Source organism: Comamonas sp. SCN 65-56 (genome assembly GCF_001724135.1).
Taxonomy (GTDB): Bacteria; Pseudomonadota; Gammaproteobacteria; order Burkholderiales; family Burkholderiaceae_C; genus Comamonas_C.
In genome coordinates this window covers 63,367-88,630 of record NZ_MEDS01000023.1, presented here as the reverse complement: position 1 = coordinate 88,630, position 25,264 = coordinate 63,367, and the positions used below count along the sequence as shown (strand labels likewise).

Below are 25,264 nucleotides of genomic sequence, written 5' to 3'. Positions count from 1 at the left end.
ATGGAATCACAACTCGGCCTCTGGCACCTCTGGGAACAGGGAGACTTCGTCACCCGGGCCACGGCAGCATTGCTGCTGGGCATGTCGCTGCTGACCTGGATAGTGATCATCGTGAAGGCATTGAACATCGTGCGTTTCAAGCGCGATGCACGCAACGCGCGCGACTTCTGGCACAGCGAAGACTTCGCCGCCGGCCTGACCAAGCTGGGCAACCGCCCGGGCAATCCGTTCATCTACCTGGCGCTGGAGGCACGCGAGGCCAACGCACACCACCGCAACACCCAGACCCATTTGCACGACACGCTGGACGTGAGCGACTGGATCACGCGCTGCCTGCGCAACTGCATCGACGAGTTCACCGCCAGCATCCAGTCCGGCCTGGCCGTGCTAGCGTCCATAGGCTCGACCGCACCCTTCGTCGGCCTGTTTGGCACAGTCTGGGGCATCTACCACGCGCTGATGGCGATCAGCAGCGCGGGCGCCTCTACCATAGACAAGGTCGCCGGCCCGATCGGCGAGGCGCTCATCATGACCGCCTTCGGTCTGGCGGTCGCGATCCCCGCGGTGCTGGGCTACAACGCGCTGGTGCGCGGCAACAAGTGGATCCTGAACCAGCTCGGCAGCTTCGCGCACGACCTGCACGCCTATTTCGTCACCGGCGCGCGCGTGAACCCGCCCGGCGAAGCCGGCAACGTGCTGCCGATGAAGAAGGGCTGAGGCCATGTCCTTCGGAACGCAGGACGACACCGATGACGTGATGAACGAGATCAACGTGACGCCACTGGTCGACGTCACGCTGGTGCTGCTCATCATTTTCATCATCACCATCCCGGTGATGAACCACGCCGTGCCGGTGCAGCTGCCACGCGCCGTGAGCCAGAAAGAGATCGTCCAGCCCGAAACCATCCGCCTGACGATCACCGCCGATGGCCGCTACCACTGGAACGAGACCGACATCACGCCCGAAGAACTGGAGGCGCGCCTGTACCAGGAAGCCTCCAAGGACCCACAACCCGACCTGCACATCCGCGGCGACAAGGACGTGCGCTACGAATATGTGGCCAAGGCCATGTCGGCGGCGCAGCGCGCAGGCATACGCAAGATCGGTTTCGTGACCGATCCGGAAAAGGACTGAGCCTTTCTTTGGCCCGCGTGGCGCTCAACGTGCCACGCCGTCGATCCAGGCCGCGCGGATCAGGCGACCGCAACGCAGCGATGCGTAGCCCTGGCCACCCGAATCGGGGGCATCCGGATTGGTGATGCCGCTCACGTCGTGGCGGGCAAGGATGCCGTACCAGTGCTCGCTCGCATCGATCCAGGGATAAAAACCAAATGCCCCGGCGCTGCTGAACGCGCCGTCGCCATCGACAGGGTCATCTTCCACCCAGTGCCCGATCGAGTAATGGAAACTCTCGGTGCGGGGCACCGGCGCATTGAGCGCCTGGGCACAGGTGGCCGGGTTGGTACACACCGCATGCGTGCCAAGCGCCGCCTTCATCAGCAATTGGCCTGAGAGGACTTTGCGCAGGAACACGGCGTAACTGGCGGCACTGGTCACCACGCCACCGGCAAGCTGCGGCTGGGCGTACCACAGCGCCACGTCGCTGCCAAGCTGGCCCTGCACGGCCACCGCCAGCGCGGCATTGTCAGCTGCGCCTAGCCCGATCAGACTGGCATGTTTTTCCATGTGGCCACCGCCATAGGAGAACAGACCATCGGCAGCCGGCGAATACACGCCATTGTTGGCATAGGCCTCGCACGCGTCGACCGTTTGCCCGGGAAGACACCGTGAAAAATGGGTGTAGCCGCTGCGAAACGTGAGGAATTTCACGTCGTCGTCGCTCGGCTGGCCGTGGCGCCACTGCACCACGTAGGCCCCGTACAACCACTTCGACGCCGACGCAATCGCCATCACAGTGTCATCCGAAACTGCAGTCTGTTCCGGCCCGGTCACCGAAGCGCCGCCCAAACGGCCCTGCGCGTCGCCCACCTCCCAGTAGAAGGGGCGCAGCGGTGCGCAGTCGTTGCCCTCGCTTTGCGCGGTCTGCGTCGCGGCCGCCACGCGTGCCGCCAGGCCTACCCCCTGGGGCGGCAGGGTGCCACCGCCAGCGGGGCCCTCATCCGCACCGCCACCACAACCCCCCAGCCCCAGCGCCCCAGCGCAAGCCAGCGCGATGGCGGGCCACCGAAACAAACGCAACACGGGGTCGTGAAGGTGGGTCATGGCCAGTCTCCTTGTTCGGACGTGACCTGCATCGGGCCACGCACGCACCGTAAGCGCCCGACGTGATCGCCTGCCTTCGCCGCGTGAAGGCTGCACATCGATTTGAAAGCAAACGAAACGCCGCCACGCATAAGTCCCCGAGCGCAGCAGGCAAAAACAGCCTCCGAAGAGGCCGCTTTTTTGATGCGTTAGTCCTTCAACCCACCTTGTGCAGCGTATTGGTGTCGGTGTGCTTCATCTCCTTGTTGCCATCGGCCACCAGCCTGAGCACCAGCGTGGAGTCATAGCTCAAGGTTCCATCCTTGTTGAAGGTGAAGCTGCTCTTGAAATCCATCAGCTCCGCACGCTCCTTCAGATAAGGGTTTTGCAGAATGCCCAGGCAGGGGTCGCCCGGTTTGGCATTGAAGTGCAACACCGTATCGCGCGGCTTGGCGATGCTGCCCGCCTGAATCGCGATGCCACGGCCAAATACCACGGTACGCAGGATCTGACCGGTCGCCTTGTCCCAGAGCAGGAAGCCGACCTCGTCGTGGAATGGATCCATCGCTTCCTCGCCGTGACGCCAGGCGGTCATCCCGTAGTTCAGGCCCTCAAGCACCTGCTTGCCATTCTTGGTCTGGGGAATCGGCTTGAACCACGCCTTCTCGAAATAGCTGGTCTTGCCGGTCTCGTCATCCTCGTTGTGGTAGGACAGGTCAACGCCGACATTGCCCTCCCAGTGACCGACAAACGGCGTCAACGGCCCCAAGCGCTGCGGTCCATGAATTTCAGCCATGCCTCGTACTCCTTTTCGTTGCTATGCACTTTAAGAAAAGCGGCATGTCACAAGGGCTCGCCGCCCATCGGTGTGTCGCAAGTGCGACCACCAGCCCAGTATAGGCACTTGACTCATGGCCTGCATTCGAAAATTCAATGGCTCCGATAGCCTCAAGGCTATCGGCTACCGTCGTCCTACAGCCCCAGCGCCGCAATGCCGGCCTGCGCCACCTGCGCGTCCTGCACCGATTTCACGCCGCTCACGCCGACGGCGCCGATGCACTGACCATCCTTCATGATGGGCACGCCGCCTTCCATCAGGCCATCGAGTTCGGGCACCGACAGAAACGCCGTGCGCCCGTTGTTGATCATTTCCTCGAAGTTCCTGGTCTCGCGCCGGCCCAGAGCCGCCGAGCGCGCCTTGGCCGGCGCCACATAAGCCGACATCTGCGCGCAGCCGTCCAGGCGCTGCAGCCACAACGGGTGGCCGCCCGCGTCGACGATGGCAATCGCCACGGCCCAGCCATTCTTCAGCGCCTCGGCTTCGGCAGCCGCGGCAATCTGCTTCACATCGGACAATTCAAGGGTGGATTGGGTTTTCATGCATGGGCTCCGTATGGTTTGAAAAACCACCAGCATAGCCCGATACGGATATCGGCACACAATATCTGCATGCAAAACACTTCTGACTCGAAACAAGGCAATACGGCGGTATTGCATCGGGCACTTTTTGCACCACATAGAATCAACAGGTCAGCGGCATGTGCCGCATGGAGGAAACCAAGACCATGAACACCGACATTACCCGCATGGGTTCCGCTGCCGGCTACGGCGTTTCCAGCGAGGAGCGCCACCGCGTTCTGCGCAATACCTATTGGCTGCTGGCACTCAGCCTGGTGCCCACGGTGCTCGGTGCCTGGGTCGGCGTTGCCACCGGCATCATGCAAGCCATGCGCGGCGGCGTGGGCCTGATCGTCTTTCTGGGCGGCGCCTTCGCCTTCATGTTCGCGATCGAGAAGACCAAGAACTCCGGCAAGGGCGTGGCCGTACTGCTGGCCTTCACCTTCTTCATGGGCCTGATGCTGTCCAACCTGATCGGCATGGTGCTGGGCAAGAGCAACGGCGCCAGCCTGATCATGACGGCCTTCGCCGGTACCGCCGGCGTGTTCTTCGTGATGGCAAGCCTGTCCAGCGTGATCAAGCGCGACCTCTCGGGTCTGGGCAAATGGCTGTTCGTCGGCGCCATCGTGCTGGTGATCGGCGCGGTCATCAACGTCTTCGTCGGCTCCACCGCCGGCATGCTGGCGATCTCGGTCGCCGCAATCGGCATCTTCAGCGCCTTCATGCTGTACGACATCAAGCGCGTGCTCGACGGCGGCGAAACCAACTACATCAGCGCCACGCTGGCCCTTTACCTGGACATCTTCAACGTATTCCAGAGTCTGCTGGCACTGCTGGGCATTTTTGGCGGCAACAGCGACTGACGCCAACGCCCCGCACGAATGCCCCGCCTGGCGGGGCATTTTTTTTGCCCGCACTCAATTGACAGCCGCAGCTGCCGATAATGAGGGCATGTCTCACACCACCCGCCGCCATCGCGCAGCCATCACCGCACGCGCAGCCCTGAGTGCGATGGCACTGGTGCTGCTGGCCGGCTGCGACATCCCCGGTCTGGGACCCGATCCACGCGTACAGGCACGTGAAGCGGAAGCGCAGGCCATAGGCGGTGCCTGCCGCTATGCGATGCGCGGCCTGGAAGACTGCTACACGCTCAACCCCAAGGCGCCCAAGGCCAACATCTACGCCGGCTGGAAGGAAATGGACGCCTACATGCGCGAGAACAAGGTCGAAGGCGTGCCTTCGGTGCTCACGCAAGCACCCAAGGCTGCACCCAAGGCAGCGCCGGAGGACGACGAGGAGGCTCCGGCCAAATCCTCGTCACGCAATCGCGGCTGAGCGCCCTCAGGCATCCAGCTCAAACACCGCCATGCTCTCCACATGCGCGGTGTGCGGGAACATGTTGATCACGCCGGCTGCCGTGCAACGATAGCCCGCTTGGTGCACCAGCAAACCGGCATCGCGCGCCAGCGTGGCCGGGTTGCAGCTCACATAGACGATGCGCTGCGGGGGCTGCCAGGTCTGCACTTCAGCTGGCAATGCGGCAGCGCCTTCCACAGCGATGCGGGCCTGATGAATATCGGCCAGCGCCTTGACCAAGGCGAACGCGCCCTCGCGCGGCGGATCGACCAACCAACGCTGGGCGCTGCCGTGCGCCATCAGCGCCTGAGCCGTCATTTCGAACAGATTGGATACTTCAAATTCAGTAGCTGCCAGCGCTTGACCAGTATGCGCAAGGGCCTTGTTTTCATCAAAATTCTCCCTGGCTCTGGCAATCAATGCGCTGCTGCCCTCCACGCCCAGCACCCTGCCCGCGCGCGTGGCAATCGGCAAGGTGAAATTGCCCAGGCCGCAGAACCAGTCGATCACGCGATCGCTTGTCCGCGGCGCCAGCAGGCGCAACGCTCGCCCCACCAGCACGCGGTTGATGTGCGGATTGACCTGGGTGAAATCGGTAGGGCGAAACGCGATCGTGATGCCGAATTCCGGCAGGCTGTAGCTCAGTGGCGCCCCGTCCGCCTGCAGCGGATGCGCGCTGTCCGGGCCCTTGGGCTGCAGCCACCATTGCACGCCGTGCTGCTGCGAAAAGGCGCGCAGCAGCTGCAAGTCCGCCTCGGCCAGCGGCTCCAGGTGGCGCAGCACCAGCACCGTCACGGCGTCACCGCAGGCGAGTTCGATCTGCGGGCAGGTGTCACGCGCGGCCATGGAGCCGATCAGCGCGCGCAGCGGCAGCAGCAGCGCATCCACGTGCGGCGGCAGAATCTTGCAGATGCGCATATCGGCGATGTAGCGGCTTTTGCGCTCGTGAAAACCCACCAGCACCGTGCCCTTCTTGATCACGTTGCGCACCGCCAGGCGCGCGCGGTAGCGGTAGCCCCAGGTGGGGCCGTGGATCGCCGGCAAGAGGGTTTCAGGCCGCACCTTTCCCAGGTGCCAGAGGTTGTCCTCCAGCACACGCTGCTTGGCCGCCACCTGCGCCGAGGCTTCCAGATGCTGCATCTTGCAGCCGCCGCAGGCGCCCGCATGCAGGCCAAAGTGCGGGCAATGCGGCTGCACGCGCTGGCTGGATTCGCGGTGGATCTCGGTCAGGTCCGCCTGCTCCCATTGCTTCTTGCTGCGGCGCGAAACAGCGCTGACCCATTCGCCCGGCAGGGCGCCGTCGACGAACACCACCTTGCCATCGTCGCGGTGCGCCACGCCCTGCGCCTCCATGTCCATGGAGGTGATTTCAAGCCAGCCGGGAGGGAGCTGCGCGTCGTTGCTGTTCGGGCCGTGGTTCATGGGCCCGATTGTCGCAGCGCGGCAGCGTCAGGAGCCCGAAATCAGCCGCTCGCGCGCCGGTTGCCTGGCCTTCCTGGCCGTCGCCGTCACCTTCAGCGGCAGCTTGTTCACCGGCAGCTCGCAACCAAAGTTGTCGAGCGAAAACACCAGGGTCCCGCCCGGCGCCACCAGCGGCAGGGTTTCGTGCACCTGGCGCGACATGTCCACCGGCGGCGTCTGGTTGCGATAGACCACCTGCTGATTCGGGCCATAGACCACATAGCAGCTGGCCCAGGCGCCACTGGTGGACAAAGCTGCCAGCACGGCAGCGACAAGGGTGGCGGGTAGGCGAATCATGGCAAGCCCTGATGGTTGGGGAGTACGCCGACAATTATTGCGTGCTTCGCGCCTTGTGCATACTGCAGCGAAAGGAGACTGCCCATGGAATCCACCCTGCGGCTCGGCCCGCTCGTCCTGCCGCTGGCCCCGCTGCTGCTGGTCTTGGCCTGGATCGTCGGCAGCATGCTGCACGAGCGCCTGGCACGGCGCGCCGGCCAGCCGGCGGGAGCGCGGCACAGCTGGCTCATGCTGGCGCTGGTGCTGGTGGCCGCGCGGCTGGGCTATGTACTCAACTTCCAGAGCGAATACGGCGCCGCGCCCTGGTCCATGCTCGACATTCGCGATGGCGGCTGGGCGCCCTGGTGGGGCGTCTCTGCGCTCGTCGCCTATTTGCTGTTCCTGTGGTCCGCGCGCAGCCCCTGGCGCACGACGGTCAGCACAGGCGCCGCCGCAGCTCTGGCGCTATGGCTGGGCGGCATGCTGGTGCTGCAGGCCATTCCAATGGGTGCCGAGAGCACATCCACCGCACAGCGCAACGACTTGCCCGATTGGCAAGCCAGCGCGCTGGATGGCTCGGTGGTGTCGCTGCCGGCACTCAAGGGCGAGGTGGTCGTGGTCAATCTCTGGGCCACCTGGTGCCCACCCTGTCGACGCGAGATGCCGGTGCTGCAGCAGGCCAGCCAGCAGCACCCGCAGGTGCGCTTTTTATGGGTCAACCAGGGCGAGGACCAGGGCAAAACCGCCCGCTATGCGGCGCAGCAGGGTTTGCCCGCCGACAAGGTATTGCTGGATACCGGCTCTGAACTGAGCCGCCTGCTGAGCATCAACGGCCTGCCCACCACGCTCTTCTACAACGCCGAGGGCACGCTGGTCGCGCGGCGCACCGGCGAGCTTTCCGCCGCCACGCTGGCCGAACGCCTGGCGCTGGCGAAAAAGTAGCCCGCACCGCCAGCGCGGCGCCGATCACACATCGATCGCGGTCGCCGACCCGGCGCGCTGGCGCAGCTCGAATTTCTGGATCTTGCCGGTGCTGGTCTTGGGCAGTTCGCCGAACACCACGGCACGCGGCACCTTGAAGCCGGCCAGGTACTTCTTGCAATGCGCGACGATGTCCGCCTCGCTCACCTGCGCGCCCGCCTTGAGCTCCAGGAAGGCGCAGGGCGTCTCGCCCCACTTTGGATCCGGGCGCGCAACGACGGCCGCCGCCAGCACCGCCGGGTGGCGATACAGCACATCCTCCACTTCGATCGACGAGATGTTCTCGCCGCCGGAGATGATGATGTCCTTGCTGCGATCCTTGATCTTGATGTAGCCATCCGGGTACTGCACCGCCAGATCGCCGGTATGAAACCAGCCGCCGGCAAACGCCTCATCGCTGGCCTTGGCGTTCTTCAGGTAGCCCTTCATCACGATGTTGCCCTGGAACATGATTTCGCCCATGGTCTCGCCGTCCATACGCACCGGCTGCATGGTCTGCGGATCGATCACGCGCGCCGCACGCTGCAGGTGGTAGCGCACGCCCTGGCGCGCGTTGAGCCGGGCACGCTCGCCGATATCCAGCTGCGCCCAGTCGTCCTGCTGGACGCAGACGGTGGCCGGGCCATAGACCTCGGTCAGCCCGTAGACATGCGTCAGATCAAAGCCCATCTGCTCCATGCCCTCGATCAGCGAAGCCGGCGGCGCGGCACCCGCCACCATCGCCTTGACGCCCGCCGGCACACCCTCTTTCATCGCGGCCGGGGCGTTGACCAGCAGCGACTGCACGATGGGCGCGCCGCAGTAGTGCGTCACGCCGTGGTTGCGGATGGCGTCAAAGATCGCCTGTGCCTCGACCCGGCGCAGGCAGACATTGACCCCTGCGCGCGCCGCCACCGTCCAGGGGAAGCACCAGCCGTTGCAGTGAAACATCGGCAGCGTCCACAGGTAGACGCTGTGCTTGGGCATGTCCCACTCGAGGATGTTGCTGATCGCGTTCACCGCCGCGCCGCGGTGGTGATAGACCACGCCCTTGGGGTTGCCCGTCGTGCCGCTGGTGTAATTGAGCGCTATCGCGTCCCACTCGTCCTCCGGCAGTTCCCAGGCGAACGTCGCATCGCCCGCCACAAGAAAATCTTCATAGCGCGTACCGCCCAGTGGCTGGGCCGCAGGGCCGTAAAGTGCATCCTCTGTTTCGATCACCAGCAGGGGCGCGCTGCTCTTGCGCAGCGCAATGGCCTTGGCCATCACCGGCGTGAACTCGGGATCGACGATCACCGCCTTGGCCTCGCCGTGGTCGAGCATGAAGGCGACGGTTTCCGGGTCCAGGCGCGTATTGAGCGCGTTGAGCACCGCGCCCGCCATGGGAATGCCGAAGTGCGCCTCCACCATGGGCGGCGTATTGGGCAGCATCACCGCCACGGTGTCGTTCTTGCCTATGCCCGCGCGGCGCAGGCTGCTGGCCAGCTGGCGGCAGCGCGCATAGGTCTGCGCCCAGGTCTGGCGCAGCGCGCCATGCACGATGGCCAGGCGCTCGGGATAAAGCTCGGCGCTGCGTTCGATAAAGGACAAGGGCGTCAGCGGCGCGAAATTGGCGTTGTTGCGATCCAGATGCTGGCTGTAGATGCTTTCTGGCATGGAATGAATCCTTGACTGTGGCTGAAAAAAACGACAAGCATAAACAAACCCCCTCTGCCCGGCGCGCCGATGTCAACGCACGCGGAAAGAGGGGGCCACTTCGGCATTGCGGGTCTGATTACGTCAGATTCGCATACACCGCCTGCTCGAAATCCACATACATCTTCCAGATGGCCGGTTCGACGAACGGCAGGGTTTGCGAAAACAGCGCGCCGCAAATGCCTGTCGTGCGATCGATCCAGAACTGCGCGTTGCACAAGCCGGCCCAGGCACCAGACCATGCACGCCGCGCCCCCGGCACATCGCCCGGCACCAGCAACAGACTATGGCCCCATTACAAGCCAGGCCCAGCGCTGAAATCGCAAGTCAGAGTCGGGTTGGCGGTCGAGATGGTCGGCGGAAACTCCAAGGCGCCAATCTGGTTGGAAAACGCCGCATCCACGGTTTTCTGCTGCAGGATACGTGCGCCATCCAGTTCGCCGCCACGCAACAAGACGCGCAGAAAGCGCAGGTAGTCATTGGGCGTTGAATACAACCCGTGGCCGCCCGGTATCAACGCCGGGTTCTGCGCATAGTCCACGCCGGTATCGACCCACTTTCCATCGGGTCCTCGCGCCTGGATCGGCGTGATCTTGCTCTCGTCCACATCACGCTTGTGATAGCTTGTGCTGCGCATTCCCAGCGGTTTCAGGATCGCGTCTGCCAGATGCACATCGAGCTTTTTGCCGGTGATGTTCGAAATCACCACCGCCAGCACATCGATGTTCAGACCGTACTCAAAGCGATCGCCCGGATCGAACATCAAGGGTGACTGCAGCAACTCCGTCTCACCCGACAAAATGCCGACGTAGTTGGTGACCTGTTCCCACTTGAGCAAATCCTGATTGAAAAAGCTGTAGCTCAGCCCGGCCGTATGGGTAATCAATTGCTGCACCGTCACCTGCCGCGTGGGTGCCCGCAGCAGCGGCCGATCGCCATCGAAGCCGGTCAACACCTTGCGCTGGGCAAAGTCCGGGTAGTAATCGGCCACCGGCGCATTCAGATTCAGCTTGCCCTGCTCCATCAACTGCAGCGCGGCCACCGTGACCACCATTTTGGTCATGGACATGATCCGGTACACCGTATCGCCATCGACCGCTTGCGGCATACCCGGTCCTTGCGCGCCGGCCGCACCGGTGTAGCGCAGGCCATCGGCATCGCCCACCACGGCCACCACATTCGGCGCAGCGCCGTTGCGCACGGCGTTTTTCAAAACATCATCGACTGGCTGGGTTATGGTCAGTTGTCTCCCGTGAAAAATCGTCGGTTGGGGTCAGCGCAGAACCATGCGGGATGGCCCGCCCCGATCTGCGTCTCGGATGTGGCTCCATCCATGGGGCCGAAACCAGTGTAGAACACACTCCATCGGCCCCCGACCCAAAGACCGACAATCGCGGCGTGCCCATCCCACCCTCTTTCCTGCAGGAACTGCTCGACCGCACCGACGTGGTCGAGGTCATCGGCCGCTACGTGCAACTCAAGAAGAGCGGCGCGAATTTCATGGGGCTGTGCCCGTTTCACGGCGAAAAATCACCCTCGTTCAGCGTCAGCCCGTCCAAGCAGTTCTTTCACTGCTTTGGCTGCGGCAAGAGCGGCAACGCCATAGGCTTTCTGATGGAGCACCAGGCCATGGGCTTTCGCGAGGCGGTGCAGGAACTGGCCCAGCAGGCGGGCCTGCAGGTACCCGAGGAGGAGCGCTCGCCACAAGAACGCGAGCGCGCCGCCCAGCAGAAGGAGCAGCAGGCCACACTTACCGACGTGCTGGCCAGGGCCGGCCAGGCCTACCGCCAGCACCTGCGCGAGGCAGCGCACGCAATTGCCTACCTCAAGGGCCGAGGCGTGAGCGGCCAGATTGCGAAGCGCTACGGACTGGGCTATGCGCCCGCTGGCTGGCATGGCCTGGCCAGCGTGTTCGCCGAGTACGACAGCCCGCTGCTGGTGGAGGCGGGGCTGGTGATCCAGAGCGAAGAAGACGGCAAACGCTACGACCGCTTCCGCGACCGCGTGATGTTTCCCATTCGCAACGTCAAGGGCGAATGCATAGGCTTTGGCGGGCGGGTCTTCGGCGATGAGAAACCCAAATACCTGAATTCGCCCGAAACCCCGGTGTTTCACAAGGGGCGCGAGCTCTACGGACTGTACGAGGCGCGCCAGGCCATCCGCGAGGCCGGAAGCGTCTTGGTGACCGAGGGCTACATGGACGTGGTGGCGCTGGCGCAGCTGGGCTTTGGCAACGCGGTGGCAACGCTGGGCACGGCCTGTACGGCGGAGCATGTGCACAAGCTGTTTCGCTTCACCGAGCAAGTGGTGTTCAGCTTCGACGGCGACGCCGCCGGGCGGCGCGCGGCGCGCAAGGCGCTGGATGCCGCCCTGCCCTATGCCACCGACACGCGGGCCATCAAATTTCTCTTTCTGCCACCCGAGCATGACCCGGACAGCTTCATCCGCACCTTCGGCCAGGACGCGTTTGCACGCCAGCTGGGCGACGCGATGCCGCTGTCGCGCTTTCTGCTGGAGGCCGCGCGCGAAGGCTGCGATCAGGGCACGGCCGAGGGGCGAGCGCATATGCTGAGCAACGCCGAGCCGCTCTGGAATCTGATGCCCGAAGGCGCGCTCAAACAGCAGCTCCTGACGGAGCTGGCAGCGCTCGGGCACATGCAGGCGCAGCCCCTGCTTGAGCTATGGAAACAGAAGCAATCTGCGCAATACCAGAAAGCGCCAGAAGCCGATTCGACCGGATATCGTTCCTGGCGCAAGGGCAATGACTGGCGCGGCTCGCGCCACACGGGCGGGCGCGTGGCGACGCAGGCGCCGCTGCAGCGCGGCAAACCGACGCGACGCAGCGACCACGCGCTGCGCCTGCTGCTCTCGCACATGGCGTTTCTGGAATCGCTGGATCAGGAAGACCGCATGGCACTGGGCAACCTGGCAGAGCCCCACGGCCCGCTGTTTGTCTGGCTCGAAGGCCAATGGCACGAGCATGGCGTGCTCTCCTGGGCGCAATTGCGCGAAGCCTTGCGCAACCATGCCTGCGAGCCGCTGGCCGAGCGCATCATGACCGGCTCGCACGCACAGACCGAGGGCAACGATACCGAACTGCAGGCCGAACTGCACGATGTGCTGCGGCGCCTGCACATCGAAGCCATTGAGCAGGAACAAAGCGCGCTGATTGCCGCAAGCAGTCAGGATCCGCTGGCGCTGCAGCGCTACCGCGAGCTCGAAGAGCGCCGACGCGCGCTGAAGGCGGCAAGCAACGCGCCATAGAGCGATTTTTGCCTCTTGAAATTGGCAAAATCGTTATAATGTACGGCTTGACAGGCAAGAGCGACAGCAGTACCTCCGGTCCGGGCAGCACGATACAGCGCAGCAAAGCGCTTTGCCCAACACCTCCCGCAAGGGCTGCACACCAAATGTTCGCCCAGACATCTTGCCTTTCGGAACCACGCGAAAAAGCGTGTTCCGCTGGTGCGCACTCTGTGCGTCATCAGGCCGATATTGCACCGACGATGTTTGTGACCCTGCCCTGACCTCGAGGAATTTCATGCCCGCTCGAAAATCCGCCACGCCTGCCGCTACCGACGACGGCACCAAGCCCGCCAAGGCCGGCAAGGCGCCCGCCGAAGAAAAAAAGAAGAAACCCGCCGCCGCCAAGGAAGCCGCAGCAGAGCCTGTTGCCAAGAAGCGTGCCAGCAAAAAGGCTGACGCCGCAGTGGCCAAACCTGCCAAGGCAGCCAAGGCCGGCGCCAAAGGTGCCGTGAAGGGCAAGGGCAAGAAAGGCGCGGAAGAAGACGACACCGATCTGTCGGACATTGAAGCGGACCTGGAGGGCGAGCCCGAAGTCGCGGAAGCCGCTGCCGAAGCACCCGCCGAGAAGGTCAAGCCGCTGCGCATGAAGATCAGCAAGGCGAAGGAACGCGCCTTGATGAAGGAATTCGGCCTGGACGAAACCGTTCTCTCCGAAGAAGACATGGCCAAGCGCCGCGCCCAGCTCAAGAAGCTGATCACGCTGGGCAAGACGCGCGGCTACCTCACGCAGGGCGAAATCTCCGACCACCTGCCCGACAAGCTGGTCGACGCCGAAACCATGGAGGCCGTGACCTCGCTGCTCAGCGACATGGGTGTGGCGATCTACGAGCAGACGCCCGACGCCGAGACGCTGTTCCAGAACAACGTCACCCCCACCGCCACCACCGTGGAAGAGGCCGAGGAAGAGGCGGAGGCCGCCCTGTCCACCGTGGACAGCGAGTTCGGCCGCACCACCGACCCGGTGCGCATGTACATGCGCGAGATGGGCACGGTGGAACTGCTCACGCGCGAGGGCGAGATCGAGATCGCCAAGCGCATCGAGGGCGGCCTGATGGACATGATGGAGGCCATCAGCGCATCACCGGCCACGATCGCCGAAATCCTCAACATGGGCGAGGAAATCCGCGCCGGCAAGGTCATCATCAACACGGTGGTGGACGGCTTTGCCGATCCGGAGGAAGCCGACGACTACGTCGCCGAGGAAGACTTCGACGAATACGACGAAGAGGACGACGACGATGGCAAGGGCGGCTCCAAGGCCATGACGCGCCTGCTGGAAAAACTCAAGGGCGACGCGATGGAGCGCTTCGACGAGCTGCGCAGCCTGTTCGAGAAGATGCACAAGATTTACGACAAGGAGGGCTACGGCACGCCTGGGTACATGAAGGTGCAGCGTGAGATTTCGTCCAAACTGATGTCCATACGCTTCACGGCCAAGACGATTGAAAAGCTCTGCGACATGGTGCGCGCGCAGGTGGACGACGTGCGCAAGAAGGAGCGCGAACTGCGTCGCATCATCGTCGACAAATGCGGCATGCCGCAAGAAACCTTCATCAAGGAGTTCCCGCCCAACCTGCTGAACCTGCACTGGGTGGAAAGGCAAGCCGCCGCAGGCAAACCGTGGAGCACCATCATGGCGCGCAACATCCCGCCGGTGCAGGAGTTGCAGCAAAACCTGATCGACCTGCAGACGCGCGTCGTCGTGCCGCTGGCCGAGCTCAAGGCCATCCACAAGCGCATGAACGACGGCGAGCGCGCCAGCCGCCACGCCAAGAAGGAGATGATCGAGGCCAACCTGCGCCTGGTGATCTCGATTGCCAAGAAATACACCAACCGCGGTCTGCAATTCCTTGATCTCATTCAAGAGGGCAACATCGGCCTGATGAAGGCGGTGGACAAGTTCGAATACCGTCGCGGCTACAAGTTTTCGACCTATGCCACCTGGTGGATCCGCCAGGCCATCACGCGCTCGATCGCCGACCAGGCGCGCACCATCCGCATCCCGGTGCACATGATCGAGACCATCAACAAGATGAACCGCATCTCGCGCCAGCACCTGCAGGAGTTCGGCTTCGAGCCCGACGCCAGCCTGCTGGCCGAGAAGATGGAGATCCCCGAGGACAAGATCCGCAAGATCATGAAAATCGCCAAGGAGCCGATCTCGATGGAAACGCCCATCGGCGACGACGACGATTCGCACCTGGGCGACTTCATCGAGGACAGCGCCAATACCGCGCCGGTCGACGCCGCCATGCAGGCCGGCCTGCGCGACGTGGTCAAGGACATCCTGGACGGCCTGACCCCGCGCGAGGCCAAGGTGCTGCGCATGCGCTTTGGCATCGAGATGAGCACCGACCACACGCTCGAAGAAGTCGGCAAGCAGTTCGACGTGACGCGCGAGCGCATCCGTCAGATCGAGGCCAAGGCGCTGAGGAAGCTCAAGCACCCCAGCCGCAGCGACAAGCTGCGAAGCTTCATCGACTCGCTGTAATCGGCCGATGCACGCCGCGGCGCCCTACCAGGCGCCGCGGTGCTCCGGCACCCGCGCGACCACTGGCAGCAGCGCCAGCGACATCAGCGCCAGCGCCCCATAGGCTGTGGCCAGCACGTCGCCCTGCGCAGGCGACACAGCCATCGCCAGGGTAATGACCGCCAACGCCACGATCACCCCCACCTGCTGCGCCGTCGCGCGCAACGCCGACATGGTGGCCGCGCGCTCGGGTACCAGTTGCAGTGCGGCATTGCGGCTCGCCGGCCCCATCAGGCCGCTGGCCGCCCCGGTGAACACCGTGGCCAGCGCCAGCCACAGCCACGGCGAAAGACCCAGACGCGGTGCCAGCGCCAGCATCAGCATGCCGAAGGCCACCAGCACGCCGCCGACGTAAAACGGCAAGCGGTAGCCGCTCCAGCGCAGCGCCCAGGCCGCCAGCGGTCCGACCACCAACCCCACCACCGCCTGCGCCGTGAGCAGCGTGCCGGCATCCAGCGCATCCAGGCCGTAGCGCAGCGCTGCATACAGCGGCACCAGTGTGAGTGCGCCTGTCACCGCCCCGCCGTAGGTGGCGTTGAGCAAATTGGTCGCGGCAAAACCCTTGCCATAGATCAGGCGTGGTGGAAGGAACGGCTCAGCCACCCTGGCGATGTGCCGAAAGAACGTCCAGCCGCTGGCGATGGCCAGCGCCAAGGGCACGAGAAACGGCCAGGAAGCCACACGCACGTCCGGATTGCCCAGCAAGCTCGCCGCGAGCATGCCGGCGATCACTGCCGTACCGAGCAGCAGCACGCCGGGCAAGTCCATGCTGCGAGACGACCGGTCCTGCAGCCGGTCCGGCGGGATCAGCCACCAGCCGAGCAAAGCCATGGCGCAACCGACGGGCACATTCACGAAAAACACATCACGCCAATGCGCGTAGGTAACAAACAGCCCGCCCAGCACCGGACCGATCAGGCTGCCGACCGAGAACACCGCACCGAACAGGCCCAGGATGCGATCGCGCCCGCCGCCAAACCACACCACCACGATGCCCGTGGCTGCCGGTGTCAATCCGGAGCCACCCATGGCCTGCAGCGCGCGAAACAGCACCAGCGCATAGATATTGCTTGCCAGGCCACAAGCCAGCGACGCCAGCGCAAACGCCAGGGCGGAGAGCAAGAACACGCGCCGATTGCCAAAGCGCTCGGCCAGGCGCCCCGCCACGGGCAGCATCACCACGTAACCGAACCAGTAGGCGGTAATGGTCCAGCCGGTCCAGTTGATCGGCGCACCCAGGTCACTGGCAAGGGCGTGCAAGGCGGTGGCAACGATGGTGGCATCGATCGACATCATCATCAACGCACAGGCAATGACAATGAATACCATAGCGCTTTGCGCACGTCCCATGGGCGCTGGAGGCATATTTTGCTTATGAATGACACAAAAACGAGTCAGCTGCAGACCAACACCAGCCACCGCCGCGCGGCAACGGCGCGGCGCATGCAGCACATGCCACGATTGTCCGTGCTGATGCGAATGAATGGAGAGCTTCTCAAGTTCAGCCCCCATGAACACTCCGGCATCAGCCGCCTGGCTGCGCCTGACGCACGCACCGGCCACACCATCCATCCCGCCAGCAACCGCACCCGCCTGACGGCCTTGCCTGGCCGCGCGGCACGTGCTGCGCCGCACTGATAAGCTTGCCGCCCATCCTTCCCCGAAGTCTCACGAGGGCTATCGCATGACCGCACTGAACGAAACCCATGACCCCCATCTGCGCAGTTGGCTCAGCTCCGCGCACGCCGAAGGCGGCGATTTTCCGATCCAGAACCTGCCATTCGCGGTGTTTCGCCGCAAGGGCAGCACCGAGCCGCTGCGCGGCGGCGTGGCGATCGGCGACCAGGTCATCGACCTGGCCGAATTGCACTCGGCCAAACCCTTCAGCGGCCGCGCCGCCGAGGCGCTGGCCGCCGCCAGCCAAAGCACGCTGAACGCGCTGATGGGCCTCACCCCGGCCCATTGGAGCGCACTGCGCCTGGCGCTGTCTCGCGCGCTGCGCGAAGGCGCGCATGAGCAGGCGGTGCTGCAAATTTTCCTGGTGCCGCAGGCTCAGGTGGAATACGCCTTGCCCGCGCGCATCGGCGACTACACCGATTTCTACACCTCGATCTACCACGCGACCAACGTCGGGCGATTGTTTCGCCCCGACAACCCCTTGATGCCCAACTACAAATGGGTGCCCATCGGCTACCACGGGCGCGCGTCCAGCGTCGTGGTCTCGGGCCAGAACTTCGCCCGCCCGTGCGGGCAACTGAAAGCGCCGGACAGCGAGGCACCGGTGCTGGGCGCCAGCAAGCGGCTGGACATCGAGCTGGAGCTGGGCGTGTTCCTCGGCCAATACAACGCGCTGGGCGAGGCGGTGCCGATGGCGCAGGCCGAAGAGCACGTGTTTGGCCTGTGCCTGCTCAACGACTGGTCGGCACGCGACATCCAGGCCTGGGAGTACCAGCCGCTGGGGCCCTTCCTGTCCAAGAACTTTGCCACCACCATTTCGCCCTGGGTGGTGACGATGGAAGCCCTGACCCCTTACCGCACGGCCTTTGCGCGCCCGGCGGGCGCTGCCCTACCTGGACAGCGAGCACAACCGCGAGGCGGGCGCTCTAGATATCCAGCTCTCCGTCGGCCTGCAGACGCCGGCCATGCGCGCGCAAGACGGCGCCATTGAAGCCACGATCTGCCAGACCAGCTACCGCCATGCCTATTGGACGCTGGCGCAGATGGTGGCGCACCACAGCATCAACGGCTGCAACCTGCAGCCCGGCGACCTGCTGGGCACTGGCACGCTCTCCGGCCCCACGCTGAACCAGGCCGGTGCGCTGCTGGAGCTGACCACCGGCGGCAAGAACCCGCTCAAGCTGCCCAATGGCGAAGAGCGCACCTTTCTGCAGGATGGCGACGCGGTGGTCTTGCGCGGCTGGTGCGAGAAACCGGGCCATGCGCGCATCGGCTTTGGCGAATGCCGCGGCCAGGTGCTGCCCGCGCGCAGCCTCTGAGTGGACCAAGCACCATGAAGCTCTACAACTACTTTCGCAGCGGCACCTCGCACCGCACGCGCATCGCGCTGGAACTCAAGGGCGTGCAAGCCGAATACATCGCCGTCGACCTGCTGCACGAGGAGCACCTGAAAGGCAATTTCCACGAAGTCAACCCGCAGGTACTGGTACCCGCGCTGGTGCTCGACGATGGCACGGTGCTGACGCAATCGCCCGCGATCATCGAATGGCTGGAAGAAACCCATCCCGAACCGCCGCTGCTGCCTAAAGACGCCAAGGCCCGCGCCCAGGTGCGGGCACTGGCGGCCATCGTCGGCTGCGACATTCACCCGATCAACAACCGCCGGATTCTGCAGTACCTGCAACACCAGCTGGGCGCAGACAAGGCCGCCGTGGAACGCTGGTGCGGCGAATGGATCACCAAGGGTTTTGATGCCTACGAAAAACTTCTGTCCACCGACACCACGCGCGGGGATTTCAGCTGGGGCGGCCGCCCCACCGTGGCCGACTGCTATCTGATCCCGCAAATCGCCAGCGCCCGGCGCTTTCACGTGGACATGGCGCGCTGGCCGTTGATCAGCGCGGTGGATGCGGCCTGCGGCACGCTGCCCGCGTTTCAGCGCGCCGCACCCGTGAACCAACCGGATGCGGTCCCTCCCAAGGCGTAGTCAACGCAGCAGGGTGCACAGCGCGGTCAGGTCGGTGACTGTGGCCTGCGGTCGCAGCGCCTGATCGGCGGGCCAGGCGCCGCCAGCGCGGTTGACCCAGGCCGCCTGCATGCCCGCATCGAGCGCGCCGCGCATGTCCAGCACCGCATCGTCGCCCACATGCAGCACCGCGTCGGCGGCTACGCCGGCCACTGCAGCAGCTGCGCGGAAGATGCGCGCATCGGGCTTGGCAAAACCCAGTTGCGCCGCACCCAGATGCGCATGAAAGAAACGCCCCACGCCTGCGGCATGCACATCGGCATTGCCATTGGTCAACGCGACGATGGGGTAACGGCTTGCCAGGAATTCGAGCGCAGCGAGCGCATCCTCAAACAGCTGCACTTTCTGGCGTGCCGCATAAAAACAGGCATAAGCCGGCTCTGCCAATGCCGGATCGTCTCCCGTCTGTTGCAGCGCCAGGCGGATCGATTCACGGCGCAGCGCGCCCAGATCCACGCGCAGCTCGGGCCGCTCGCTCCAAAGCTGCTTGACCAGCGCGCGCAAGGCGGCACCATCGGGAAAGCGTCGCGCCGTGGCTGGCGCATGCCGGGCCAGCCAGAGACGCAGCTCCCCTTCCGCTCGTTCGATCACCGGCCACACAGGCCACAGCGTGTCATCCAGATCGAGACTGATTGCGCGAATGCGCTGCACATCAAGTGTCATGGGCGCCAAGCATAGCTGCCACAATCGCCCGCATGACGGCCCCCACCCCCACCACCGCCATCCTGCTGTGCAATCTCGGCACGCCAGACGCTCCTACAGCCCCCGCACTGCGCCGCTACCTGGCTGAGTTTCTCAGCGACCGCCGGGTCGTTGAAATCCCGCGCATCGCGTGGTGGCCCCTCCTGCACGGCATCATCCTGCGCACCCGCCCGGCCAAGTCTGCCGCCAAATACCAAACGATCTGGACCAAGGAAGGCTCGCCGCTGCTGCTCTGGACCACCAAGCAGGCCAGCATGCTGCGCGGCTGGCTCGGCCAAGCGGGGCATCTGGTGCCCGTCCTGCCCGCAATGCGCTATGGCCAACCGGCCATCCAGCAGCAGCTGCAAACGCTGGCACATCAAGGGATCCAGCACATCCTGGTCCTTGCGCTGTACCCGCAGTATTCCTCCACCACCGTGGCCAGCGTTTTTGATGACGTCACCGCCTGGGCAGGCCGACAGCGCACGCTGCCGGAGCTGCGCTTCGTCAACAGCTACCACGATCACCCCGGCTACATCGCCGCCCTGGCACAAAGCGTGCGCCGGCACTGGCAGCGCGAGGGCTCCAAGGCCGAAAAACTCATCATGAGCTTTCATGGCATCCCCGAGCGCAACGTGCGCCTGGGCGACCCCTATCGCACGCAATGCGAGGAAACCACCGAATTGCTGGCCGCTGCACTGCAGCTTGCGCCCGGCCAATACCAACTCACCTTCCAGTCGCGCTTTGGCCGCGCGGCATGGCTGCAGCCTTACACCGAGCCCACGCTGATCGCTCTGGCCAAGAGCGGTACCCGCAGCGTCGACGTGATCTGCCCCGGCTTCACTGCCGATTGCCTGGAGACACTGCAGGAGATCAATCAGGAAGTGCGTGAAGCCTTCCTCCACGCCGGCGGGGAACAGTTTCGCTACATCCCCTGCCTGAACGACGACAACGCGTGGATCACCGCGCTATCGCACATTGCGCAGCAGCACCTGAGCGGTTGGCCGGCGCAGGCGAATGGTGGCCACGTCGGGGACTGACCTCCTCGACAAGCCCTCGCCCCCCGTTTTTCGGGTTTTCGTTCCCCGCCTTGGCTTTGGTTGCACACGGACGCATGCAGACAGTAGCGGACGCCAAGTGCTTGATTTCATTGGTGGAAAAAGAAAATCCGGATGCATGCGCATGCATCCGGATTGACGATTGGTCGGAGCGATAGGATTCGAACCTACGACCCTCTGGTCCCAAACCAGATGCGCTACCAGACTGCGCTACGCTCCGATATTCAACTTGCTGCCCGCATCAATCAGCCAAACCGCTGACGACGCTCACGCGCTTGGCGCCGGCCCGCGTCCGGGCAGGTGGCGGAAGGTGATCCGACCCTTGCTCAAATCATAGGGTGACATTTCAAGCGAAACCTTGTCACCCGCGAGAATGCGGATGTGGTGCTTGCGCATCTTCCCGCCGGTGTAGGCGATCAACTGATGCCCGTTGTCCAGCGTCACACGAAAACGCGAATCGGGCAGCACTTCAGTGACGCTGCCCTGCATTTCGATGAGTTCTTCCTTTGCCATAGAGGTCTGTTCTTCTCAAGATAGGTCGCCGCTGCGCCCAAGCCGAATCGGCTGCACAAGCAAAAAGCGAACTGCGTATTGTACAGGGTGACTTCCTTTTGTGGATACACGATTACACTGCGCGCTTTTGCCCTTGCCGCCGTGTCCGATCAACTAGCCACCGCTCTCCAATATTTGGCTCCCAAGCTGCTGATGACGCGGCTGGCTGGACGCTGGGCCAACGCCCATGCCGGTCGCTGGACCACCGCAACCATCCGATGGTTCATCCAGCGCTACCGCGTGGACATGAGTGAAGCGGCCGAACCGGACCCGGCGGCCTACCCTACTTTCAATGCCTTCTTCACGCGCGCGCTGCGTCCCGGCGCACGACCACTGACGCCCGCCGCCCTGACCTGCCCCGTGGACGGCACCATCAGCCAGCTCGGCGCCATCAAGGATGGCAGCATCTTCCAGGCCAAGGGTCACAGCTACACGGCAACTGCCTTGCTCGGTGGTGATGCAGCGCTGGCGGCAAGGTTCACCGACGGCAGTTTTACAACGCTGTACCTGAGCCCGCGCGATTACCACCGCATCCACATGCCGTGCGATGGCCGCTTGCTGCGCATGGTGCACGTACCGGGCAGCCTGTTTTCGGTCAATCCGACGACGGCACGCAACGTGCCAGGGCTGTTTGCCCGCAATGAACGCGTGGTCTGCCTGTTCGAGACGGCATTCGGTCCGATGCTGCTGATACTGGTGGGTGCAACCATAGTCGGCAGCATGGCGACCGTCTGGCACGGGCAGGTCAACCCGCCGCGTACCGGACAACTGCGCCATTGGGATTACGCAGCCTCATCCATTCACCTGCGCCAAGGGGAGGAAATGGGCCGCTTTCAGCTCGGCTCGACGGTGATCGTGTTGCTGCCCCGCGCCGACCTGCGCTGGACCGACGACTGGGCGGCCGGGCGCCCCATTCGCCTTGGGGAAGCCATGGCCTACAGGCCCGAGGTATAGCCGATGTTTTCCGCCGCAGGAACGCGCTGCGTGGTGAACAGCGTGGGCGCCAGTTCCAGCTGCCGGGTCGAGAACGGCTCGGCATGGCCGACCAGAAACACCGCCATTTCCAGACGGCGCAAGTGCACGTAGTCAACGGTCTCCCAGCGGCCCGCGTGACGCACCTGCGTGCCACGCTGAAACAGCGGCATGATGAAGCGCTTGCTCCAACCCTGCGGGGTGGCGTCCGGGAGTTGCTCAGCAGTATTGGCCTGGATTTCCATATGCCTGACTCATCGGCATAACGCGGCGAAACTTGAACCTTCAATGCAAAAGGCTACCTTGCGGTAGCCTTTTCGCGTCAGTCACCCGTACAAGGCACGCCGGGTGCCTGCACGGTATGGGGCCTCTTCAATGGAACTGCGCTTCTTCGGTCGAGCCGGTCAAGGCCTTGACGCTGGACGAACCGCCCTGGATCACGGTCGTCACGTCGTCGAAGTAGCCTGCGCCCACTTCCTGCTGGTGTGACACGAAGGTGTAGCCCTGCTCGCGCGCGGCGAATTCGGGCTCCTGCACCATCTCGACGTAATGCTTCATGCCCTCGCCGCGCGCATAGGCGTGGGCGAACTTGAAGGTGTTGTACCAGTTGCTGTGGATGCCAGCCAGCGTGATGAACTGGAACTTGTAACCCAGTGCCGAAAGGTCTTCCTGGAACGTTGCAATCTGCTTGTCGTTGAGATTTTTCTTCCAGTTGAACGACGGCGAGCAGTTGTAGGCCAGCAGCTTGCCGGGATTGGCTGCCAGCACGGCCTGGGCGAACTCGCGTGCAAAACCGATGTCGGGCACGCCGGTTTCGCACCACACCAGATCGGCATAGGGTGCGTAGGCGACACCACGGCTGATGGCCTGCTCCAAGCCGTTCTTCACGCGGTAGAAACCTTCCTGCGTGCGCTCGCCAGTCAGGAAAGCCTTGTCGTTGGCGTCCACATCGCTGGTCAGGAGGTTGGCGGCTTCAGCGTCGGTGCGCGCCAGCACAATCGTGGGCACGCCCATCACGTCGGCAGCGAAGCGCGCGGCAATCAGCTTTTCAACCGCTTCGCGCGTCGGCACGAGGACCTTGCCACCCATGTGGCCGCACTTCTTGACAGCCGCCAGCTGGTCTTCGAAGTGCACCCCGGACGCACCGGCGGCGATCATGTTCTTCATCAGCTCAAAGGCGTTGAGCACGCCACCAAAGCCGGCTTCGGCGTCGGCCACGATGGGCAGGAAGTAGTCGATGAACTCCTTGTCACCAGCATTCACGCCACGGCCCCACTGGATCTCGTCGGCGCGCTGGAAGGTGTTGTTGATGCGGCGCACCATGGTCGGCACCGAGTCGTAGGCGTACAGCGACTGGTCGGGGTACATGGTCTCGCTGGTGTTGCCGTCGGCGGCGACTTGCCAGCCAGACAGGTACACGGCCTCAAGGCCTGCCTTGGCCTGTTGCATGGCCTGACCGGCGGTGATGGCACCGAAGGCATTGACGTAGCCCTTTTTGGACTCGCCGTTGATCAATTCCCAGAGCTTCTCGGCGCCGCGCTTGGCCAGCGTGTGCTCGACCTGCAGGCTGCCGCGCAGACGCACCACGTCGGCGGCGCTGTAGCCGCGCTTGACGGTCTTCCAGCGGGGGTTGTTCGCCCAGTCCTTCTCGAGGGCGGCGATTTGTTGGTCACGGCTGAGTTGGGCGTTCAGCGATTGCGGCATGGTCTTCTCCGAAGGTTGAAAAAAGAACGGTACCCGTCTCGGTACAGTGGCTCCAGTCTAAGTCTTATAGAAGACTTGGACAATGTCTTGTGTCTTATATAAGACATAAATTTAATCAATACAAAACAATGGCTTGCATGCGAAATATTGCATTGCGGCATTGAATTTTTGCATTCGGGAAATTTTGTTGCGGCGCAACATGTTTGCATTTCAATTTATACAAATGTTTTTCACAATGCAGGAAACATGCCGCCGTTGCCGCAAAACAGTCGCGCTACGATGGTTCACCAATCTCAGATTTCCAGCATCCCAGAGGCGCCATCCATGACCCAAGCTCTTGCAGCGACGACACCCCTGTCCTTCGCCATCGTCGGCGCCGGAGCCGTGGGCTGTTATTTCGGTGCCATGCTTGCGCGCGCAGGCCATGCCGTCACGCTGATCGGCCGCCCCGCCCACGTACGGGCGATTGAAGAACACGGCCTGCACCTGCAAACCGCCACCGAAGACAGCTTTGTCCCGCTGCACGCGAGCACACAGCCCGAGGCAGTCCGGGGCGCAGACGTCGTTTTCCTGTGCGTGAAGTCAGGCGACACCGAGGCGGCGGCGCGGGAGATCAAGCCCTACGTCCATCCGGACACCCTGCTGCTCACGCTGCAAAACGGCGTGAACAACGACGCGCGTGCACGCGCCGTGCTGGGCAACGCCTGCATCGTGGCAGCCGCCGTGGTCTACGTGGCCACGGCAATGGCTGGCCCTGGTCACGTGCGCCACTATGGCCGCGGAGACCTGGTGCTGGCGCCTTCGCCGCTCAGTACCACCGTTGCAACCCAGTTGCAGACCGCCGGCATACCGACACAGATATCAGACAACGTCCGTGGCGCACTTTGGGCCAAGCTCATCATCAACAGCGCAGTCAACGCCCTGTCGGCACTGCTGCAGCAACCCTACGGTTGGCTGATGCAGCAAATCGGCGCCGAAGAAGTCGTGCAGGACATCGTCACGGAATGCCTGGCGGTGGCCCGGGCGGATGGGGTCCGGATTCCGGGCGACATCCATGCGGCCCTGCGCACGATCGTCGCAACCATGCCTGGGCAACTCTCGTCAACGGCGCAGGATATTGCCCGCGGCAAGCCGACGGAAATCGAGCACCTGAATGGCTACGTCGTCCAACGCGGCACGCAGCTGGGCATTGCCACGCCAGTCAACCGCACGCTGCTGGTGCTGGTGCGCATGATGGAAAGCCGCAACGCGTCGCAGCAGCAGGCCTGAATCTGCAGCATTGATAGCTGTTGGCGCTTTGTCCACGCCGCCAGCGCCTTGAAAATGCCGAAAAACAACAAAACTGCCAGTCGCAGCACGAAAGCTCCGGGCTGACTGATTGGATTGCTGGCAGAAAAACTGGCATGGCA

At 63.8% G+C, this 25,264-nt stretch carries 25 protein-coding genes, 1 tRNA gene and 1 pseudogene; 13 read left to right on the top strand and 14 right to left on the bottom strand.

Going from position 1 to position 25,264, the window contains the following annotated elements; translation table 11 throughout:
• Positions 1-717, top strand: coding sequence for a MotA/TolQ/ExbB proton channel family protein (locus tag ABS45_RS12665; protein WP_291555895.1), 717 nt, complete (start codon positions 1-3; stop codon positions 715-717).
• Positions 718-721: 4 nt separating this feature from the next.
• Positions 722-1,135, top strand: coding sequence for a biopolymer transporter ExbD (locus ABS45_RS12660; protein ID WP_291555893.1), 414 nt, complete (start codon positions 722-724; stop codon positions 1,133-1,135).
• A gap of 24 nt (positions 1,136-1,159) precedes the next feature.
• Here ABS45_RS12660 and ABS45_RS12655 read toward each other — a convergent pair whose 3' ends face one another.
• From ABS45_RS12655 to ABS45_RS12645, 3 genes are all read right to left on the bottom strand, one after another.
• The gene (locus ABS45_RS12655) at positions 1,160-2,224 is read right to left on the bottom strand and encodes a hypothetical protein (protein WP_291555891.1); all 1,065 of its coding nucleotides are present in this window, start codon (positions 2,222-2,224) and stop codon (positions 1,160-1,162) included.
• 196 nt (positions 2,225-2,420) lie between these two features.
• A complete protein-coding gene (locus ABS45_RS12650; protein WP_291555889.1) occupies positions 2,421-2,999 on the bottom strand; it encodes an FABP family protein in 579 nt (192 codons plus the stop codon).
• Positions 3,000-3,175: 176 nt separating this feature from the next.
• Positions 3,176-3,583, bottom strand: coding sequence for a heme-binding protein (locus ABS45_RS12645; protein ID WP_291555887.1), 408 nt, complete (start codon positions 3,581-3,583; stop codon positions 3,176-3,178).
• Positions 3,584-3,768: 185 nt separating this feature from the next.
• Between ABS45_RS12645 and ABS45_RS12640 the strand changes: the two genes are divergently transcribed.
• Both ABS45_RS12640 and ABS45_RS12635 read left to right on the top strand, forming a co-directional pair.
• Positions 3,769-4,464 carry a Bax inhibitor-1/YccA family protein gene (locus ABS45_RS12640; protein WP_291555885.1) on the top strand — a complete coding sequence of 232 codons (696 nt, stop codon included), beginning with the start codon at positions 3,769-3,771 and terminating at the stop codon, positions 4,462-4,464.
• 148 nt (positions 4,465-4,612) lie between these two features.
• Positions 4,613-4,936 carry a hypothetical protein gene (locus ABS45_RS12635; protein WP_291555912.1) on the top strand — a complete coding sequence of 108 codons (324 nt, stop codon included), beginning with the start codon at positions 4,613-4,615 and terminating at the stop codon, positions 4,934-4,936.
• Between the two features lie 6 nt (positions 4,937-4,942).
• Here ABS45_RS12635 and rlmD read toward each other — a convergent pair whose 3' ends face one another.
• Positions 4,943-6,379 (bottom strand): 23S rRNA (uracil(1939)-C(5))-methyltransferase RlmD, encoded by a 1,437-nt coding sequence (rlmD, locus tag ABS45_RS12630; RefSeq protein ID WP_291555884.1) that lies wholly within the window; start codon positions 6,377-6,379, stop codon positions 4,943-4,945.
• Between the two features lie 27 nt (positions 6,380-6,406).
• Positions 6,407-6,715 (bottom strand): hypothetical protein, encoded by a 309-nt coding sequence (locus ABS45_RS12625; RefSeq protein WP_291555883.1) that lies wholly within the window; start codon positions 6,713-6,715, stop codon positions 6,407-6,409.
• Positions 6,716-6,799: 84 nt separating this feature from the next.
• Here ABS45_RS12625 and ABS45_RS12620 point away from each other — a divergent pair, with 84 nt between their 5' ends.
• Positions 6,800-7,636: a TlpA disulfide reductase family protein gene (locus ABS45_RS12620; protein ID WP_291555882.1), complete on the top strand. Its 837-nt coding sequence runs from the start codon at positions 6,800-6,802 to the stop codon at positions 7,634-7,636.
• A 24-nt stretch (positions 7,637-7,660) separates the two neighbouring features.
• Here ABS45_RS12620 and ABS45_RS12615 read toward each other — a convergent pair whose 3' ends face one another.
• From ABS45_RS12615 to ABS45_RS12605, 3 genes are all read right to left on the bottom strand, one after another.
• On the bottom strand, positions 7,661-9,310 hold the full coding sequence (locus ABS45_RS12615; protein WP_291555881.1) for an acyl-CoA synthetase: 1,650 nt from the start codon (positions 9,308-9,310) through the stop codon (positions 7,661-7,663).
• Between the two features lie 118 nt (positions 9,311-9,428).
• Positions 9,429-9,629 (bottom strand): hypothetical protein, encoded by a 201-nt coding sequence (locus tag ABS45_RS12610; protein ID WP_291555880.1) that lies wholly within the window; start codon positions 9,627-9,629, stop codon positions 9,429-9,431.
• Between the two features lie 15 nt (positions 9,630-9,644).
• Positions 9,645-10,562, bottom strand: a complete 918-nt coding sequence (locus ABS45_RS12605; protein WP_291555879.1) for a serine hydrolase domain-containing protein — start codon at positions 10,560-10,562, stop codon at positions 9,645-9,647.
• A gap of 185 nt (positions 10,563-10,747) precedes the next feature.
• Here ABS45_RS12605 and dnaG point away from each other — a divergent pair, with 185 nt between their 5' ends.
• Positions 10,748-12,613: a DNA primase gene (dnaG, locus tag ABS45_RS12600; protein ID WP_291555878.1), complete on the top strand. Its 1,866-nt coding sequence runs from the start codon at positions 10,748-10,750 to the stop codon at positions 12,611-12,613.
• A gap of 277 nt (positions 12,614-12,890) precedes the next feature.
• A complete protein-coding gene (gene rpoD, locus ABS45_RS12595; RefSeq protein ID WP_291555877.1) occupies positions 12,891-15,146 on the top strand; it encodes an RNA polymerase sigma factor RpoD in 2,256 nt (751 codons plus the stop codon).
• Between the two features lie 24 nt (positions 15,147-15,170).
• Here rpoD and ABS45_RS12590 read toward each other — a convergent pair whose 3' ends face one another.
• On the bottom strand, positions 15,171-16,514 hold the full coding sequence (locus ABS45_RS12590; RefSeq protein WP_291555876.1) for an MFS transporter: 1,344 nt from the start codon (positions 16,512-16,514) through the stop codon (positions 15,171-15,173).
• Between the two features lie 45 nt (positions 16,515-16,559).
• Here ABS45_RS12590 and ABS45_RS12585 point away from each other — a divergent pair, with 45 nt between their 5' ends.
• The 3 genes and pseudogenes from ABS45_RS12585 to maiA all read left to right on the top strand — a co-directional run bounded on the left by ABS45_RS12585 (position 16,560) and on the right by maiA (position 18,849).
• Positions 16,560-16,823 carry a hypothetical protein gene (locus tag ABS45_RS12585; RefSeq protein ID WP_291555875.1) on the top strand — a complete coding sequence of 88 codons (264 nt, stop codon included), beginning with the start codon at positions 16,560-16,562 and terminating at the stop codon, positions 16,821-16,823.
• A 46-nt stretch (positions 16,824-16,869) separates the two neighbouring features.
• Positions 16,870-18,181: pseudogene (gene fahA, locus ABS45_RS12580) on the top strand (fumarylacetoacetase).
• A gap of 14 nt (positions 18,182-18,195) precedes the next feature.
• Complete coding sequence (gene maiA, locus ABS45_RS12575) at positions 18,196-18,849, top strand: maleylacetoacetate isomerase (protein ID WP_291555874.1); 654 nt, start codon at positions 18,196-18,198, stop codon at positions 18,847-18,849.
• Here the strand turns inward: maiA and ABS45_RS12570 are convergent, their stop codons facing one another.
• Positions 18,850-19,551 (bottom strand): HAD-IA family hydrolase, encoded by a 702-nt coding sequence (locus ABS45_RS12570; protein WP_291555873.1) that lies wholly within the window; start codon positions 19,549-19,551, stop codon positions 18,850-18,852.
• A gap of 32 nt (positions 19,552-19,583) precedes the next feature.
• On the opposite strand from ABS45_RS12570, the gene hemH reads away from it, so the two are divergent.
• Entirely contained in the window at positions 19,584-20,609 is a 1,026-nt protein-coding gene (gene hemH, locus ABS45_RS12565) for a ferrochelatase (RefSeq protein WP_291555872.1), read from the top strand.
• 161 nt (positions 20,610-20,770) lie between these two features.
• Here the strand turns inward: hemH and ABS45_RS12560 are convergent.
• Both ABS45_RS12560 and infA read right to left on the bottom strand, forming a co-directional pair.
• A tRNA-Pro gene (locus ABS45_RS12560) sits at positions 20,771-20,847 on the bottom strand.
• A gap of 47 nt (positions 20,848-20,894) precedes the next feature.
• Positions 20,895-21,140, bottom strand: a complete 246-nt coding sequence (infA, locus tag ABS45_RS12555; RefSeq protein ID WP_291555871.1) for a translation initiation factor IF-1 — start codon at positions 21,138-21,140, stop codon at positions 20,895-20,897.
• Between the two features lie 141 nt (positions 21,141-21,281).
• On the opposite strand from infA, the gene asd reads away from it, so the two are divergent.
• A complete protein-coding gene (gene asd, locus ABS45_RS12550) occupies positions 21,282-22,133 on the top strand; it encodes an archaetidylserine decarboxylase (RefSeq protein ID WP_291555870.1) in 852 nt (283 codons plus the stop codon).
• On the opposite strand, the gene ABS45_RS12545 is transcribed toward asd, so the two are convergent.
• Together ABS45_RS12545 and aceA are read right to left on the bottom strand one after the other, a co-directional pair.
• Positions 22,115-22,396 carry a hypothetical protein gene (locus ABS45_RS12545; protein WP_291555869.1) on the bottom strand — a complete coding sequence of 94 codons (282 nt, stop codon included), beginning with the start codon at positions 22,394-22,396 and terminating at the stop codon, positions 22,115-22,117. The genes asd and ABS45_RS12545 overlap by 19 nt on opposite strands.
• A gap of 127 nt (positions 22,397-22,523) precedes the next feature.
• Positions 22,524-23,855 (bottom strand): isocitrate lyase, encoded by a 1,332-nt coding sequence (gene aceA / locus ABS45_RS12540; RefSeq protein ID WP_291555868.1) that lies wholly within the window; start codon positions 23,853-23,855, stop codon positions 22,524-22,526.
• A 279-nt stretch (positions 23,856-24,134) separates the two neighbouring features.
• Here aceA and ABS45_RS12535 point away from each other — a divergent pair, with 279 nt between their 5' ends.
• The gene (locus tag ABS45_RS12535) at positions 24,135-25,124 is read left to right on the top strand and encodes a ketopantoate reductase family protein (RefSeq protein WP_366246632.1); all 990 of its coding nucleotides are present in this window, start codon (positions 24,135-24,137) and stop codon (positions 25,122-25,124) included.
• Positions 25,125-25,264 lie beyond the last annotated feature (140 nt).

Bases quoted from the DNA above. Each gene is read 5' to 3' on its own strand.
- ABS45_RS12665 (WP_291555895.1), top strand. From the start codon at position 1: ATGGAATCACAACTCGGCCTCTGGCACCTCTGGGAACAGGGAGACTTC.
- ABS45_RS12660 (WP_291555893.1), top strand. From the start codon at position 722: ATGTCCTTCGGAACGCAGGACGACACCGATGACGTGATGAACGAGATC.
- ABS45_RS12655 (WP_291555891.1), bottom strand. From the start codon at position 2,224: ATGACCCACCTTCACGACCCCGTGTTGCGTTTGTTTCGGTGGCCCGCC.
- ABS45_RS12650 (WP_291555889.1), bottom strand. From the start codon at position 2,999: ATGGCTGAAATTCATGGACCGCAGCGCTTGGGGCCGTTGACGCCGTTT.
- ABS45_RS12645 (WP_291555887.1), bottom strand. From the start codon at position 3,583: ATGAAAACCCAATCCACCCTTGAATTGTCCGATGTGAAGCAGATTGCC.
- ABS45_RS12640 (WP_291555885.1), top strand. From the start codon at position 3,769: ATGAACACCGACATTACCCGCATGGGTTCCGCTGCCGGCTACGGCGTT.
- ABS45_RS12635 (WP_291555912.1), top strand. From the start codon at position 4,613: ATGGCACTGGTGCTGCTGGCCGGCTGCGACATCCCCGGTCTGGGACCC.
- rlmD (WP_291555884.1), bottom strand. From the start codon at position 6,379: ATGAACCACGGCCCGAACAGCAACGACGCGCAGCTCCCTCCCGGCTGG.
- ABS45_RS12625 (WP_291555883.1), bottom strand. From the start codon at position 6,715: ATGATTCGCCTACCCGCCACCCTTGTCGCTGCCGTGCTGGCAGCTTTG.
- ABS45_RS12620 (WP_291555882.1), top strand. From the start codon at position 6,800: ATGGAATCCACCCTGCGGCTCGGCCCGCTCGTCCTGCCGCTGGCCCCG.
- ABS45_RS12615 (WP_291555881.1), bottom strand. From the start codon at position 9,310: ATGCCAGAAAGCATCTACAGCCAGCATCTGGATCGCAACAACGCCAAT.
- rpoD (WP_291555877.1), top strand. From the start codon at position 12,891: ATGCCCGCTCGAAAATCCGCCACGCCTGCCGCTACCGACGACGGCACC.
- ABS45_RS12590 (WP_291555876.1), bottom strand. From the start codon at position 16,514: ATGGTATTCATTGTCATTGCCTGTGCGTTGATGATGATGTCGATCGAT.
- ABS45_RS12585 (WP_291555875.1), top strand. From the start codon at position 16,560: ATGAATGACACAAAAACGAGTCAGCTGCAGACCAACACCAGCCACCGC.
- maiA (WP_291555874.1), top strand. From the start codon at position 18,196: ATGAAGCTCTACAACTACTTTCGCAGCGGCACCTCGCACCGCACGCGC.
- ABS45_RS12570 (WP_291555873.1), bottom strand. From the start codon at position 19,551: ATGACACTTGATGTGCAGCGCATTCGCGCAATCAGTCTCGATCTGGAT.
- hemH (WP_291555872.1), top strand. From the start codon at position 19,584: ATGACGGCCCCCACCCCCACCACCGCCATCCTGCTGTGCAATCTCGGC.
- infA (WP_291555871.1), bottom strand. From the start codon at position 21,140: ATGGCAAAGGAAGAACTCATCGAAATGCAGGGCAGCGTCACTGAAGTG.
- ABS45_RS12545 (WP_291555869.1), bottom strand. From the start codon at position 22,396: ATGGAAATCCAGGCCAATACTGCTGAGCAACTCCCGGACGCCACCCCG.
- aceA (WP_291555868.1), bottom strand. From the start codon at position 23,855: ATGCCGCAATCGCTGAACGCCCAACTCAGCCGTGACCAACAAATCGCC.
- ABS45_RS12535 (WP_366246632.1), top strand. From the start codon at position 24,135: ATGGTTCACCAATCTCAGATTTCCAGCATCCCAGAGGCGCCATCCATG.